The following is a 13,855-nucleotide window of genomic DNA, read 5'->3' on the forward strand; positions in this document are numbered from 1 at the left end:
TGCTCCCTTTTCCAGGCGTCGGAGGGCGTCCGGACCTTTCAGGTTCGGGCGCCTTTGCTTCTTATGCGGCCGCTCGCCAGGCCGGCATGTTCAGGGCCGGCAAGGCGCGCAGCGCTGGGCGCGCGAATAGATACCCTTGTTGGTACCTGATGCCCATGTCACGAAGCGTTCGGTATTCGGCCTCCGTCTCCACCCCTTCGGCTATAACGGTAATTCCCAGCCGATGCAGAAGTCCAACCGTGCTGTCGACGATAAGGCGGCGCGACATGTTGCTGTCGAGATCGCGGATCAGTTCCATGTCGAGCTTGATCAGGTCGGTCTGGATCCGACCCAACAGACCCAGGCCAGCATGACCCGCGCCGAAATCATCGAGCGCCGTGGCAAAGCCCATCTTACGATAGGTCGCGATGATGTTGGCGACATGATCCGTGTCGACCATGCGCTCATTTTCCGTAAACTCGAAGATGAGCCGATCGGTCGGTAAGGCCACCCGCCGCGCCGTCTTGAGCGTCAGCTGGATACAGGCGACTGGCGAATAGACGGCATTCGGCAGGAAATTGATCGACAGCTTGGCGTCGGTGGCGAGCAACCCGGCCTCGACTGCCTGCTCGATCGCCGCGACACGGCACTGTTGGTCGAACGCATAGCGGTTTTCCGGTGTGACACGTGTCAGCACCTCGGAAGCACTCTCCCCATCCGGTCCGCGGACCAATGCCTCATAGGCGAACGGGTGCCCGGTCTCGACGTCGACGATCGGCTGGAATGCCATCGCCAAGTCGAACTGCTCCGCCGCGGCCCGACAGCCTTCACAACCAACCATCCAAAGCTCCTTCGAGCCATTGATGATCGATCGAGCTTAAAAAGCTATGATTAACACAGATTTGGTCGTGCTTTCCCTTTAGCCCAAGCGGGCCAGTGCCGCCGACAGGCGGTCGGCTTCGGCCGCCTTGTCAGCGTGGTCCGCCCGCGCCTTCTCAACCGCTTCCGGCTTGGCGCGCTCCACGAAGCTGGGATTGCTCAACCGACCAGCAAGTCCGTCCCGCTCCTTCTCGGCCGCCCCGATCGCCTTGGACAAGCGCGTGCGCTCTGCGGCAAGATCGATCACGCCCTCCAACGGCAGCACAAACGTGGCCTCGTCGACTACGACCTGCGCCGCGCCGCCGAACGCGTCGCCCTCTGCCAAATCGGCTCGCGCCAGTCGCGCGATCACCGACTGCTGCCGCGACAAACGCGCCAGGGTCTCAGGACCCGCGCCCCGGTGATGGAGCGGCAGCCGCGCCCCCGGTGGGACGTTCAGCTCCGTCCGCGCCGCGCGCACCTCGCCGACCAGTCGGATCAGCCAGTCAATCTCAGCTTCTGCCGCTGGATCGAGGCTGCGGGCATCCGCCTGCGGCCAGGAAGCAACGATCAGGTCACTCTGGCGGGTCGCGAGCGAATGCCACAGCTCTTCGGTGATGAACGGCATGAACGGGTGCAGGATCAGGAGGATCTGATCTAGCACCCAGCCGGCGACAGCACGTGTTTCTTCGTCGATTTGCCCCTTGATCAGCTCCAGATACCAATCACAAAACCGGCTCCAGACGAACTGGTAGACAGCGTTCGCAGCCGCATCAAAGCGGTATTCGGCCAACGACAGATCGACCGCCTGCACCGTGCGGATCGTTTCCGCGATAATCCATTTATTCACGGCCAGGCTTGCAGCCGGCGCTTCGGGCAGTGTCGATCCGCCGATGCCGTTGGACTGGCAGAAACGCGCCGCATTCCACAGCTTGGTCGCGAAGTTGCGGTAACCCTCGACCCGCTTTTCATCCATTTTGATGTCGCGGCCCTGGCTTTCCATCGCCGCCATAAAAAAGCGCAACGCGTCGGCGCCATAGCGATCGATCAGGCCTAGCGGGTCAACGGTGTTGCCTTTCGACTTCGACATCTTGGCGCCGTCGGCTGCCCGCACCAGACCATGCAGGTACAGGGTCTTGAACGGCACCTCGTTCATGAAGTGCATACCCTGCATCATCATGCGCGCATCCCAGAAGAACAGGATGTCAAAGCCGGAGATCAGGACGTCATTGGGATAGCGCCCCGCAAGCGTCGGGTTCGTTGCATCAGGCCAGCCCAGCGTCGCAAATGGCCACAGCGCGGAGGAAAACCAGGTGTCGAGCACGTCGGGATCGCGGGTCAGCATCACGCCTTCCCCTGCGGCCGCCTGGGCCTCCTCCTCGGTTTCCGCGACGAATACGCGGCCGTCCTCGGCAAACCAGGCCGGGATCTGGTGCCCCCACCACAACTGGCGGCTCACGCACCAGGGCTGGATGTTGTCCATCCAGTTGAAGAAGGTCTTCTCCCACGTCTTGGGCACCAGCCGGATCCGGCCTTCGCGCACCGCTTCAATCGGGCCCTTGGCGAGCGTCGCGGCATCAACATACCATTGGTCGGTCAGCCACGGCTCGATCACGACACCCGAACGGTCGCCATACGGGCGCTGGATCACCCGCTCCTCGACACGCTCCAGAGCGCCCTCACCCTCCAGCAGCGCGATGATCCGATCGCGCGCGTCGAAGCGGTCCAGGCCGATCAGGTCCCCCGGGATAAGTCCGTCGGCGACTTGCACCACCTCGCCCTTGGCCCCGAGCATGTTGAGCATGTCGCGGGCCTCGATCCCGGCACGCCGTCCGACCTCGAAATCGTTGAAGTCATGTCCCGGCGTGATCTTCACTGCGCCGCTGCCGAGTTCCGGGTCGGCGTGGTCGTCTGCCACGATTGGGATCAGGCGACCTGTGATGGGCAAGCGCACCTGCTGGCCGATTAGCGCCTGATACCGTTCGTCCGACGGGTTCACCGCGACGGCCATGTCGGCCAGCATCGTTTCCGGCCGAGTCGTGGCAACGGAGATGCTGCCCGACCCATCCGCGAGCGGATAGCGCAGGTGCCAGAAGCCACCCTTCTCCTCCCGTGTCTCGACTTCCAGATCGCTGATCGCGGTGCCAAGGCCCGGGTCCCAGTTCACCAGCCGCTTGTCGCGGTAGAGCAGGCCTTGCCGGTGGAGTTCGACAAACACCTTCACCACCGCCCGGCTGAAGCCCGGGTCCATGGTGAAGCGCTCGTTCGCCCAGTCCATCGAACAGCCCAGTCGCCGCAACTGCGCGGTGATCGCGCCGCCCGACTCGGCCTTCCAGTCCCATACGCGCGCGACGAAGTCGTCGCGGCTCATGTCGGTGCGCTTCTCGCCCTTGGCGGCCATCTGACGCTCGACGACCATCTGTGTCGCAATGCCGGCATGGTCGGTGCCGACAACCCACAACGCGTCCTTGCCTTTCAGCCTGGCGTGACGGGTCAGGATATCCTGCAGCGTGTTGTCGAGCGCGTGACCGATGTGCAGCGAGCCGGTGACATTGGGCGGAGGATTGACGATCGTCCAAGGTTCGGCGTTGGACCGATCTGGGCGGAACAGCCCGTTAGCCTCCCAATGGCTGTACCAGCGCGCCTCGATGGCGGCAGGATCGAAGTTCTTGTTCAGCGGTTCGGGTGCCAAGTCGCTCATGGCCTGAGCGCTTAGCGAGGGCAGCCGGGCGAAACCAGCCTCCGTTGCCCGAGAAGGATGAGCGCGGGGCAATTGGCCACGCGGCGCTAATCAAATCTGGCCGGTAATCTTTCCAATCTCGCGCGCGACCATCTGCTCCACCATCGGCGGCAGATTCGTGTCGAGCCATTCGCGGAGCATGGGGCGCAGCATCTCACGCACCAGCCCTTCCAGCGTACCATCGCTGCCGGGTTCGGGCTTTGTGACCAGCCGGCTCAGCATGTCGAGCTTCCCGCGCGATGCAGCAGCGGCTTCACGCGACAGGATCGATTCGGCGGTGGGCTGAGCTGGTGAGTCGTCTGACGCCGTCTCTGCAACAGGCGAACCCGCCAAAGGCTGTGACGTTGAGACAGGCGCCAACGGAGCCTGGAGCATCGACGCCGGCTGCTGTGGCGGAGTCACCGGATCGTTGAGTTCCAGAACCCCGGGCTCGTCCGGGGTGATTGCCGTGGGCGTAGGGGGGGGCGTCGGTGCGGGCCGCGACGCTCGGCGCGTGCGACTCGGCGGCTCGCCCTCTTCGGCGATAATCCGTTTGATGGAAGACAGGATCTCCTCCATCGACGGCTCGGCGCTGATATCCCCCATCTTCGCGCGTTCTCCCCGGCCGTTAACCCTACCTGCGGGACGGCGCGTCGGCACCTGTGGTCAATGGGCGCCCCGTGTCAACCGGGGGCGTAGACAACAGGGCATCCTGCGGACGCACGACCCGAGCCGTTTCCGGAAGACTTTCATTGGTCCGTGTGGCGATGGCAGCCGGCTCGCCATCGTCACTCCAGTCGCTAGCCTTGTTGCGCACGCGGTTATAGTTCGCGACCGGATCATACAACGCACCGCCATCAAGGCCCAGGTCGCGCGCCTCCGCCTCGCCCATCGCAGCAAGCAGGTTGAAGCCGGCAACGTAAGCGTCACGACGCGCGGTCACCAATGTAACCTGGCTGTTCAGCAGCTCCTGCTCGGCGTTGAGGATGTCGAGGATGGTTCGCGTGCCAACCGAATTCTCGGCGCGCACGCCTTCCAGGCTGAGCTTGTTTGCGTTCACAGCAACTTCCGAGCTGGAAATCACCTGCTGTGACGAGCGCCAGATCGCATAGGACGAGCGCGCCGCGGAGATCACGCTCCGCTCCGTTTCGGTCGCCTGTTCAATTGCTTGGCTACGCAGCGCTTCCGCCTGCCGCACCCGCGCGCTGGGAGCACCGCCCTGATAGAACGGCACCGTCAGGCTGAGTCCGGCGGTTGCGCCGACGCCGCTCTGGGATCCGGAGATGAAGTTTCCGCTGCTGCCCGCGCCAAGGGTGCCGAGGTAGCTGTTGAAACTCCCGCCCGCCGTCGCGGAGACTCGCGGCAAGCGGTATGACTTCGCCGCCTGAACATCGAACCGGGTCGCATCCCGCTGCCGCGCAGCCGCGATCAGTGCGGGATTGTCGTTCAACGCCGCCGTGACCGCCTGTTCCACCGTCGCCGGCAGCTGGGGCAGAATGGGCGGATCCAGGAGTTGTCCGGGGGAAGAGCCGACGACCCTGACGTAATTCTCCCGACTCGCGATAAGCTGCGCCTCGGCGCTTTGCAGCTGCGAGCGGGCGAGTGCCAGGCGTGACTCGGATTGCGCAACGTCCGTTCGCGTCAGGTCGCCAACCTGAAACCGGTCGCGGCTGGCCTGGAGATTGACGTCGAGAACACGGACATTCTGCTGGTTCAGACCAACGATGGCCTCGTCACGGATGACGTCCATGTAGGCCGCGACCACCTCTGCAAACAGATTGGCTTCGGTGTTGCGCAGCCCGGCCTGCCCGGCAAGAACTCGCGTTTCCGCAGCGCGCACGGAGTTGCGAACCAAGCCGCCCTGATAGAGCGGGAACGACACTTGAGGCCCGACCGAGAAGGACCTTTCCGGCGTCTGGGACGCATTGCCGCTGTTATAGAAATTCTCGTTGAGGCTCGCACTGGCGCCGGCGTTCGGACGCCCCTGTGCCTTGGCAAGCGGGACATTCTCATCGTTCGCCCGCTGGCTCGCGCGCTCCCCGGTCAGGGTCGGATTTGTCGCATAGGCGCGCCGCAACGCATCCTGAAGAGTATCCGCGCCAGCGCTCGTCGCCGCGAGCGAGCACATCGCAGACAGGGCAGCGCCCGCCAGCCAGCAACCGATCCTCACGATAGGTGCTCCCGTCAGAACTGAAAGCTGCGCGGCCGGGAGAACCCGGGCAACACGACGCATTCGATGTCGGCGAAAGGCTGGAGCCCGTACCCCGAAGCCGAGGTTCGCCCGAAGGCCAGCCGAGTCACGCCCCGGTCGACCAGGCCCGCAGCAATGCGGGCACCTGGCTTCAACTGCGCCACAAGAGTCTCCGGAAGCACTTCCACAGCGCCGTCGACGATCAGCACGTCATACGGCGCACCTTCCGGGTGACCTGCCGTCAACGGCCCTTCAACGACCGTGACCTTCTCCTGCCCCGCCAGCGGCGTCCGGGCCAGTCCAGCAAGGGAAGCACTTTCCTCGACCGCGACCACCTCTGCCACCACATGGGCGAGCAGCGCCGCCGAATAGCCGCCCGCCGCGCCGATCAACAGCACGCGATCGGTCGCCTCCAGATCTGCAACCGTCAACAATCGCCCGGTCGCAAGCGGCATGTTCATGGAACGCCCGCCGCCAAGCGGGATGGCCACGTCACGATAGGCCGCGAACCGTGCTGCCTCAGGCATGAACAGCTCGCGGGGGACCGTTGCCATCGCCTCTACCACTCGGGTGTCGTCCACCGCGTTTGTGCGCAGCTGGCTGGACACCATGGCCATGCGCATTGCCTGCGTGTCGATCCCGGCGGGGCTAGCGAGTGAAGTCGCGATCATCATGGCCTTCCTGTCGCATAGCTGTCTTAGCCATGCAATACACATTGATGGCCCACTTCTATCGCGCGTCTAGCAGCGCGCCAAGCTGCAAAGGCGCCCCTGTCAGGCGGCCGCGAGGTCGCCCGTGGCGTGAGCAGCTCGCAGCTCTTCCAGGCGGTCGAGCAGGCTCGCACGCCGCTCCTCCACTACGCCTGGTGGGCTAAGCTGCGGGGCAGCTGACGAGGCAAGCTTCTGCAGGGCGAGTGCGGTTCCTTGCGGCGTAACCCCATCTATGCGCTCGCCCAAGCGGGCCAGCAGCCCGCGTGCAACCGCCCCTGCTCCGCGTTGCTGGCGTGAACTGGCGATATTGATGCCCTTCATGAAATGATCGAACGCCTGATCTTCGCCGACTTCTACAGCGCGATTGACGGTGCCAAGCTTGGGCCGGCCAAAGAGCGCCAGGGCTCTAGGTGAGGGTGGTCGAACAGGCACGATGCGAAGCGGTGTGCGAACCGATGCCGTCCAGTCGAACCACTTGAACAGCGGCACGTTGCCGGTCGTAACGAACGCGATCCAGGGTATCCGAAGAACGTCGGCGATGATCGCGCCGTGGAGCGATTCGGTCATGACCAGCGGCGCCGAAGCGATGGCGCCGATCACCTTCTCCGGTGGCTGCATTGGATCGATCAATGAAAAACCTGCGAGATTGCACGCCTCATCCCACCCCCCGACCAACATCGACTGCCAATGCGGGACCACGACCGGCTTGGCTGACGCGGAGGCGCGGCCGATCCCCAGCCGCTCAGGCGCTAGGATACCGCCGTCAATGATCGCACGGTCGGTCGGCAGGTTTAGCACGCGTGCAGAGAGTGGGCCTCGAACACACCAATAGTGATTGCTCGGGTGAACTGCAGCAATCGGATCATAACCGACGCCGCTTGAGAATACATGGATACGGCTGACCTCAGGAAATGGTCGCCCGATCAGCGTTCCAACGCCCAGGAATCCGTCCGCGGAAGGGGTGGCTGGCCCAAACATTTCCGGAGCCAATCCTGGCCAGACAACCTCATTCAAGTCGTCACCGAAATTCGGATGATCGCCGCGATAATAAAGCAGACGCACTTGTATCCATTTCGGACAGATCAGTGGGGAACGTTATTTTCTCAACTTGAGTGAATATCTGATCAATGTCAAAGCCGGCCGGGGAAGGAGTCAGCGCGGGGGCGCAAAGGCTTCGCATTAAGGATGGCGGGGCATGGATCTCACAATTGCAATCTGCACCTTTCGGCGACCGTCGATTGCCGGCACTCTGCGCTCGATTGCTGAACAACGCGGCTTTGCAGGCCTGCCTCCAATTGTCGTCATAGACAATGACAACGATAGGAGTGCGGAGAGCCGCATCTTGGCAGCCGCTGCGGAGGCAGGCGTGCTGATCAAGTACCTGCATGCGCCCGCTCAGAACATCTCAATCGCGCGAAATGCGGCGCTCGATGCAACCACAACTCGTTGGCTCGCGCTCATTGATGATGACGAACAGGCAGAACCCGACTGGTTGGTGCGCCTGAGCGCGGATGTTGGCGGTGCCCATGCGGTCATCGGCATCTCGCGCGCGATCTACTCACCAAGTCAGCCGAAGTGGTTGTCGCGATGCGCCTTTTATTCGAACCGGATCACCGGGCGGCTCGACAACGCTTATACCTGCAACGCATTGCTCGATCTCGACTTCGTTCGTCGTCACGGGCTTCGCTTCGACCTGGCCCTTGGCCGCACGGGAGGAGAGGATACGCTGTTTTTCCGCTCCTTGACCGCGGCAGGCGGGGTCATCGCCTATCGTCCGGGCGCTGTCGTCACTGAGCCAGTACCGGAATCTCGTGCCCGGATGCGCTGGGTTCTTCGGCGCAACTTCCGGGCCGGACAGACCCATGGTCTGTTGCTTGCCACTCACGACCCTCGTGCATTTCAAAAGCTGCCGATTACCGCTGGCGCAAAGGCAGCTGTGTCGGCCACCGCCGCGCTTGCATCCGTCCCGGGCAGTGCTCGGTCGCGCCGCTGGGCTGCCCGCGCCGCACTACATGCAGGCGCGCTGACCTACCGCCTGAACCGAAAGATCCTGAAAGAATATTAGGTCGGGCTGCACTCGTTATACGTTCATTGAGGCTCCGTGCGGTGGATCGCAAGGGAGGACAACTCCTGGACGCCTCTTGCCTTCAAGGGTCCCCAGGAGCTCCTCACGCCATGGCGCGATCGCTGCCATACCTCGCAGGCGCCCAAGCTCTTACATCAGTGCCTCCAACAATAAGATAGCGCTCGGACGAATACCAGCGATCGGACCTCGAGCGGCACCCCCTTGGGTCAAGAGCATGCGGCAGCGGTACTCGCCTGTTGACGCGGTGCGGAAAAGCAAGCATCTGCGCGCCTCTCCCGGCGTCGAGGCCCGATGGCGGAGTGGTGACGCAGAGGACTGCAAATCCTGACACAGGCCAGGACTTGAGCCGGTTGTTCGCAACTTTCACCATTCGTTCGCCTCACCTGATATCAAAGTGTTACTGGTCATAGTGCGTACTCCGCACAGGACTTTTAGGCGCTCTCGGCAGCTTCCATCTTTGCCATCGCCGCTGCTGCTCGAAGCCGCTGCGACGCATACTTCAGCACCATCTTGAAGGTCTGGTGCCCGAGCACGCTTTCGATCTCAGCGACGGTGCAGCCAGCCTCTTCCATCCGCGATCCGGCCGCATACCGCAGACCGTGCATTGACCTGTTGTTGGGCATGTCGGGCAGCGCTTCGACGCGGCGGCGAACGGCCCCCGACAGACCATTGGGCGTGAACGCCTTTCCGTCGGCGGTCGTGCAGATAACCACGCCCTTGCGGGGGAGCTTGTCGAGATGGCGACGAAGCGCGGTGTGGCAGGCAATGTCGAGCAAAGCCGTGGTCTTCGACTGCCGAACGCGAATCACGTCACCCTGGAACTGCTGCCACGTCATCTTCACCACGTCCTCGCGGCGCTGGCCCGTGTAGAGGGCGACCAGCACGGGCGTGACCAGATGCGCGGGGGCGCCCTTGAGGAACAGTTCGACTTCGACGTCGGACCAGACGACGATCTCCTTATCCCCGCCTTTGCGCTTGAGCCGCTTGATCCCCTTCGCGGGGTTGAAGCCGGCGGGCACCAGGTCGTTCTCGTCCGCCCAGCTGTAGAGGCGCGAGAGCATCTGCTTGATCTTATGCGCCTTGCGAACAGTCGCAGCGTGATCGTCTCGGACAGCTTTCAGGATGTTCCGCGTAGCGGCGGCGTACCTCACCTCTCCGAGCTCTTGAACGATCAGGTCTAGCGTCCGCGCGTAATCCGTCTGGGTGGCGTCGGCGAGCTCCGAGAACTCCGGGCTGCGGCGATACTGTTGCACCAACCACGCGAAGCTCGATCGCGCCGGGGGACGTTTGGCGCCCCTCGCTTCCACGATCGCCAGCAGCTCAGCGTACCGCTCCATGAAGGTCGACCGCTCCTGCTGCTGCGACCATTGCAGAGCCGAGTCGTGCGGCAGAGGCACGTCCCCCGTCAGCTTGTGGCGGAATCGCCAGTACGTACCCTTCGATAGGTAGGTGTATCGGAGCTTAGTGCCGGGCACGGCCACGACGCCGCTCAAAGAAGCGGGCCTCCTCGTCTTCCTGTTCCTTGCCCTGATCCGCGTCCAAGATCGGCTGTTCGCTGATTCTGTCGACCCAGCGGTCGAGATCCAGCCGATCCCACATCACCCGGCGGCCAACCGGCTTCGTTTTGATGCCGAGCCCACGCAGCATGGTGATGCCGATACCGAGGTATTCGGCAGCATCCTCGGCTGACAGAAGTCGGCCCCAGCGTGAGCGTGGCGGCGTGATGACCACATGCTCGGTCACGCAGCAATCCTTTCGACTGGCGCCCAAGGCCGCGGCGGGACGCTATGGGCGATGTAGAGCGGGTGCTGAGGCGACCCGTCCTGGTTGAGCTTGAGGCAGTTCAGCCGAAGCCCAGCGTGCGCGGCGAGTGCGGCGGCTTCTGTGTCGCGGCCCCTGTGCTTGCCATGTGCACCCCAGCCGCAGACCACTTCATCTCCGGCGGCTGCCGCGGCCCGCAGGACGTCGAGCGACACGGCATCGTTTTCCGGCCCGACCGGATCGGCGACTGCCTTCATCGCGGCCGGTTGGGTCGCGCGGAAGGCGAAGAGGTTGATCACCCGCACGCCACCCCTGCCCCATGCCCGCGCGCGGCTCACCAGTCCGGCGAACGTCGGATCCAACTTCTCGTGCGTGGCGGTGCTCGGGTTGAGCATCCAGGCGACCAGCAGTGGAGCGTGCGACCAACGCCAGGTCAGCAGGTAGCGATACGTCTCGCACGGGCTGAACGAGGCCGAGCATTGCACGCCGCTCAGGTCAGTGCGCTCGCGGATGATCACAGACACTCTCCCATCCTGTAGCGGCGCCAGTAGCGGTCCCAGCGCTGCGCAGCGCCGGCGGCCAAGAGAGCGCACGAAAGCGAACGGCCGTCCGGGAGCGTGCACCGGGCAACGATGCGGCTGTAGCTGCGATCTACAGGCTGGCAGGACAGGCGCCGGTTAAGCGTCAGTTCTGTCGCGACCATTTGGGCGCGCTTGGCCGCAGCATCGTCGCACACGTATCCTGTCCGGCGCTGGCGGCATGGCTCGGCACTGGTGAAGTCTGGCGCCTGCACGCCGGCAACGCGGATTTTCTGACCTGAGCGGCACCACAGTGGCCCGTCTCCGTCGTGAACTCGCACAACCTTACAGGCGAAAGCCGGGGGCATATCCATGAACATCGAACACCTTCATTTCGCGCGTGGAACTAAATGCTAGCGCTTCCGTTTTCGCCACCCTGCGGGGGAACGCCCCTGCTCACCACATCGGAGGGCATAATGAGCCGACCCACGCTGGGCCTGTTGGGGGGCCGCCGTTCCACTTCCACCCCGGCGAAATCTGCCGGCGATGACGGCCTTCGTGGCCTGACGCCTGTTGAGCGCGCAATCGCGGAACAGTCGAGTCGGTCCGCACAGCACAGCTGACCCGGTCCTTCGGACCAAGAAATGGTCGGGCTCTACTCCGGCCTTGGTCACCGTACGTCCCGTTACGAAACAGTTTGTCGCATGGATGAAGAAGTAATGCTGACCGGCGCACCGAATGATGGTACCTGCAGCGCCGGCTCGTCGAACCTCTGGTAGTAGTCGACGTGACAAGAGGGGCGTGCGTATGGCCGTGTTGTATTCACTGGTCGCCTTGATTTGGGGCGTTCCGTTAGCTTTGCTTTCACTTGGGGCCGCTGGTGCCCTGATAAATCCCAGCCTGCGCAGAGTTTTAGCTCGCGCTCTACTAGGGGACAGCACGGCTGCAGCGAGCCACAGAGCCGGCTCGGCAGACACCACGGTCCTGTAAGTCTCATAATTGTAATTTATTCGCCCGCGTCCCTTGCGACGCAGGTCAAGATGGTTAACCTCCCTGCTAGAGCGGTCCGAAAGTGAGCCGCCAGGAGAGGGCCGAGCATGATCATCCAATTCATGGCCGCATGGACTATCGTCTCGTTGGCGGCTGCATTCGCGTTGGCCCGCAGCGCAGGCCAGTTGAAGGCGAACGCGGAAGCAGCGCACATAGTGTGAAATCAGGGTGCGCCCTTTTCCGGGCGGCCGGGCGTCCCAGGCTGAGACGCTAATCCAGGCATGGCCGGTCCGTGAGTCCTCGAGCTCAGGGTTTCGAGCGTTATAGCTCACCGCCGGCGATCCCGGCGCTCGCTGGCGCGCTGCTCTAACTTCGCGATCGCCATTACGACCGGCTTCACGTCAGGGTGCGCCTGGTCGAAGCCAATCCGCCTCTTGAACCGGCCGCCATTCAGGCGCGCGAGTACGCCCCGCGACACAGCCTCCCAATTTGACGGATCGGTGTTCTGCCTGTCGCCGTTCAAGCACTTAAGCGCATAACCGGCCGCCAGAGGCCCGTTCACTTCCTCCCAGCGGATCAGGTGGACGGATCGCCAGCGCGCCTGTGCCGGCAGATCGTCGTTCACCTTCCGCTGCAGATAGCCGCCCTTGTACAGGCGCTCTGTCCCGATTGGCTTGTACAAGCGGGTGGCAACTCCGGACCGCTCACCTTTTCGGAACTGTGTGCGGCGTGCGTTCGGATGGCGCCCGCCGGTGCCTTCCGGGCAGCGCTTTCCCTTATTCAACGGCACCTGCCCCGGCGTGAAGCAGCCCGTGCGGCCCGTCTTCCAGCCCTTCCGCTTGCGCAGTGCATGCAGATTGGCAGCGGACACGTCTGACCGGTTGAAGGCATTTGAGAACGCCGCGTGGTAGTCCGCGATCGGCAACAGGCGGTTCTCTTCTAGCCAAGCCAACTCGGCGGCGCTGTAAGGAATAGAGCGCCCCTTCACTTGCCATCGCCTATGCGGCGCGGCTCGGCGGCTGGTGCGATGTTCGCCAGGTGAGGCGCGAAGTGGTAGCCATGCCCAGCGAGCAGCGTGGCTGCCTTCAGCTGCAGATCAGCGTTCTTCACGATCTGATCGGCGACCGAGACTATGGCCTCGGCACGCTTTGCCTCCTTCTCGATCTGCTCGTCCGTCAGTTCCTCGTCTCCGAGGCGCTCGATCTGGGCGAACAGGTGGTCGTTCAGGTCTGAAAGCTTGTTCTTCATGCGGTGATCCTTTGTCGAGCGGAGCGCGCGGGCCGCTGTGCGGATGGTTGCGGCTGGCCGCGAAAGGCACCGGCCATGCGGTTCCAGTTCGGCACGACTGTCGCGGCGATGGTGAAAAGCGACGCCGTGCCGCAGCCAGCGATGAACAGAAGCGACAGCACGCCTAAGGCGTGTTCGGCCAAGTCCAGCATCACATGTACCCTTGAATGGGCCGCGTCCGCGGCGCTTTGACCCAGCCGTCCGGGCGAACCCAGGCCAGCTGACCGGATGGGGAGATCACGCGGACCTTGTCGGCCTCGCGCTTCACGACTGGGCATTCCATGGCGAACACGGGCGGGAGCCGGCCGATGCCGCAGTAGATCTCGCGATCGGTCGCCTGGCGCTGAACCGTCATCGTCTCGACCGAAGCCGGATCAATGCGGCGCTTCTTCATCTCGCCCATCTGCTGGCTGGTGAAGCGAGCCCCGCCTACCCGGTAGATGTCGGGCATGGCCGTGGCGGACTGCGGGTTGCCCTCGCTGCCGGGGATTGCGCCATACCAGGGGAAGATCTTGGACGGGGTGATCGTGACAATGAACGGCTGACCACCGACGGGCGGGGTGTTGGGATCGAGCGCAGTCATGATGCGCACGCCTGGAGGTAGCCGACGGCCTCTTCACCGTCCTCAGCGAGCTCACCGGCATACTTAGCCTCGAAATCGGCAGCGGCCTTCGCCGCGAGCCACGCCTTCAGATCCAACTTGCGGACGTTCGTCGCATCGATGACGGCTCGCTGCAGCTGAGCCAGCGATGGCCG

General features: G+C 63.7%; 14 protein-coding genes. 1 reads left to right on the plus strand and 13 read right to left on the minus strand.

The features are described 5' to 3' along the window. Window positions 1-61 precede the first annotated feature (61 nt). The 6 genes from FHS94_RS07615 to FHS94_RS07640 form a co-directional block, all read right to left on the minus strand. A complete protein-coding gene (locus FHS94_RS07615; RefSeq protein WP_184056320.1) occupies window positions 62-820 on the minus strand; it encodes an EAL domain-containing protein in 759 nt (252 codons plus the stop codon). 78 nt (window positions 821-898) lie between these two features. Then, the gene (locus tag FHS94_RS07620; protein ID WP_184056322.1) at window positions 899-3,538 is read right to left on the minus strand and encodes a valine--tRNA ligase; all 2,640 of its coding nucleotides are present in this window, start codon (window positions 3,536-3,538) and stop codon (window positions 899-901) included. Window positions 3,539-3,628: 90 nt separating this feature from the next. Further along, the gene (locus FHS94_RS07625) at window positions 3,629-4,162 is read right to left on the minus strand and encodes a DUF2497 domain-containing protein (protein ID WP_184056324.1); all 534 of its coding nucleotides are present in this window, start codon (window positions 4,160-4,162) and stop codon (window positions 3,629-3,631) included. A 28-nt stretch (window positions 4,163-4,190) separates the two neighbouring features. Beyond that, complete coding sequence (locus FHS94_RS07630; RefSeq protein WP_184056577.1) at window positions 4,191-5,684, minus strand: TolC family outer membrane protein; 1,494 nt, start codon at window positions 5,682-5,684, stop codon at window positions 4,191-4,193. A 56-nt stretch (window positions 5,685-5,740) separates the two neighbouring features. Then, on the minus strand, window positions 5,741-6,418 hold the full coding sequence (locus FHS94_RS07635; protein WP_184056326.1) for a protein-L-isoaspartate O-methyltransferase family protein: 678 nt from the start codon (window positions 6,416-6,418) through the stop codon (window positions 5,741-5,743). Window positions 6,419-6,520: 102 nt separating this feature from the next. Beyond that, window positions 6,521-7,435 (minus strand): polysaccharide pyruvyl transferase family protein, encoded by a 915-nt coding sequence (locus tag FHS94_RS07640; RefSeq protein ID WP_184056328.1) that lies wholly within the window; start codon window positions 7,433-7,435, stop codon window positions 6,521-6,523. A gap of 217 nt (window positions 7,436-7,652) precedes the next feature. Here FHS94_RS07640 and FHS94_RS07645 point away from each other — a divergent pair, with 217 nt between their 5' ends. Continuing rightward, a complete protein-coding gene (locus tag FHS94_RS07645; protein WP_184056330.1) occupies window positions 7,653-8,522 on the plus strand; it encodes a glycosyltransferase family 2 protein in 870 nt (289 codons plus the stop codon). 452 nt (window positions 8,523-8,974) lie between these two features. Here FHS94_RS07645 and FHS94_RS07650 read toward each other — a convergent pair whose 3' ends face one another. From FHS94_RS07650 to FHS94_RS07680, 7 genes are all read right to left on the minus strand, one after another. Beyond that, on the minus strand, window positions 8,975-10,036 hold the full coding sequence (locus tag FHS94_RS07650; protein WP_184056332.1) for a tyrosine-type recombinase/integrase: 1,062 nt from the start codon (window positions 10,034-10,036) through the stop codon (window positions 8,975-8,977). Then, on the minus strand, window positions 10,005-10,286 hold the full coding sequence (locus tag FHS94_RS07655; protein WP_184056334.1) for a MerR family transcriptional regulator: 282 nt from the start codon (window positions 10,284-10,286) through the stop codon (window positions 10,005-10,007). Before FHS94_RS07655 ends, FHS94_RS07650 begins: the two co-directional genes overlap by 32 nt. Then, window positions 10,283-10,828, minus strand: a complete 546-nt coding sequence (locus FHS94_RS07660) for a DUF1643 domain-containing protein (protein WP_221234623.1) — start codon at window positions 10,826-10,828, stop codon at window positions 10,283-10,285. The genes FHS94_RS07655 and FHS94_RS07660 overlap by 4 nt, the downstream gene beginning before the upstream one ends. Window positions 10,829-12,140: 1,312 nt before the next feature. Then, window positions 12,141-12,800, minus strand: a complete 660-nt coding sequence (locus tag FHS94_RS07665; RefSeq protein ID WP_184056336.1) for an HNH endonuclease — start codon at window positions 12,798-12,800, stop codon at window positions 12,141-12,143. Next, window positions 12,797-13,060 carry a hypothetical protein gene (locus tag FHS94_RS07670; RefSeq protein WP_184056338.1) on the minus strand — a complete coding sequence of 88 codons (264 nt, stop codon included), beginning with the start codon at window positions 13,058-13,060 and terminating at the stop codon, window positions 12,797-12,799. The genes FHS94_RS07665 and FHS94_RS07670 overlap by 4 nt, the downstream gene beginning before the upstream one ends. After that, window positions 13,057-13,251 (minus strand): hypothetical protein, encoded by a 195-nt coding sequence (locus FHS94_RS07675; protein WP_184056339.1) that lies wholly within the window; start codon window positions 13,249-13,251, stop codon window positions 13,057-13,059. Before FHS94_RS07675 ends, FHS94_RS07670 begins: the two co-directional genes overlap by 4 nt. Then, the gene (locus tag FHS94_RS07680; protein WP_184056340.1) at window positions 13,251-13,682 is read right to left on the minus strand and encodes a hypothetical protein; all 432 of its coding nucleotides are present in this window, start codon (window positions 13,680-13,682) and stop codon (window positions 13,251-13,253) included. The genes FHS94_RS07675 and FHS94_RS07680 overlap by 1 nt, the downstream gene beginning before the upstream one ends. Window positions 13,683-13,855 lie beyond the last annotated feature (173 nt).

The organism is Sphingomonas aerophila (assembly GCF_014199305.1).
Lineage (GTDB): Bacteria > Pseudomonadota > Alphaproteobacteria > Sphingomonadales > Sphingomonadaceae > Sphingomonas > Sphingomonas aerophila.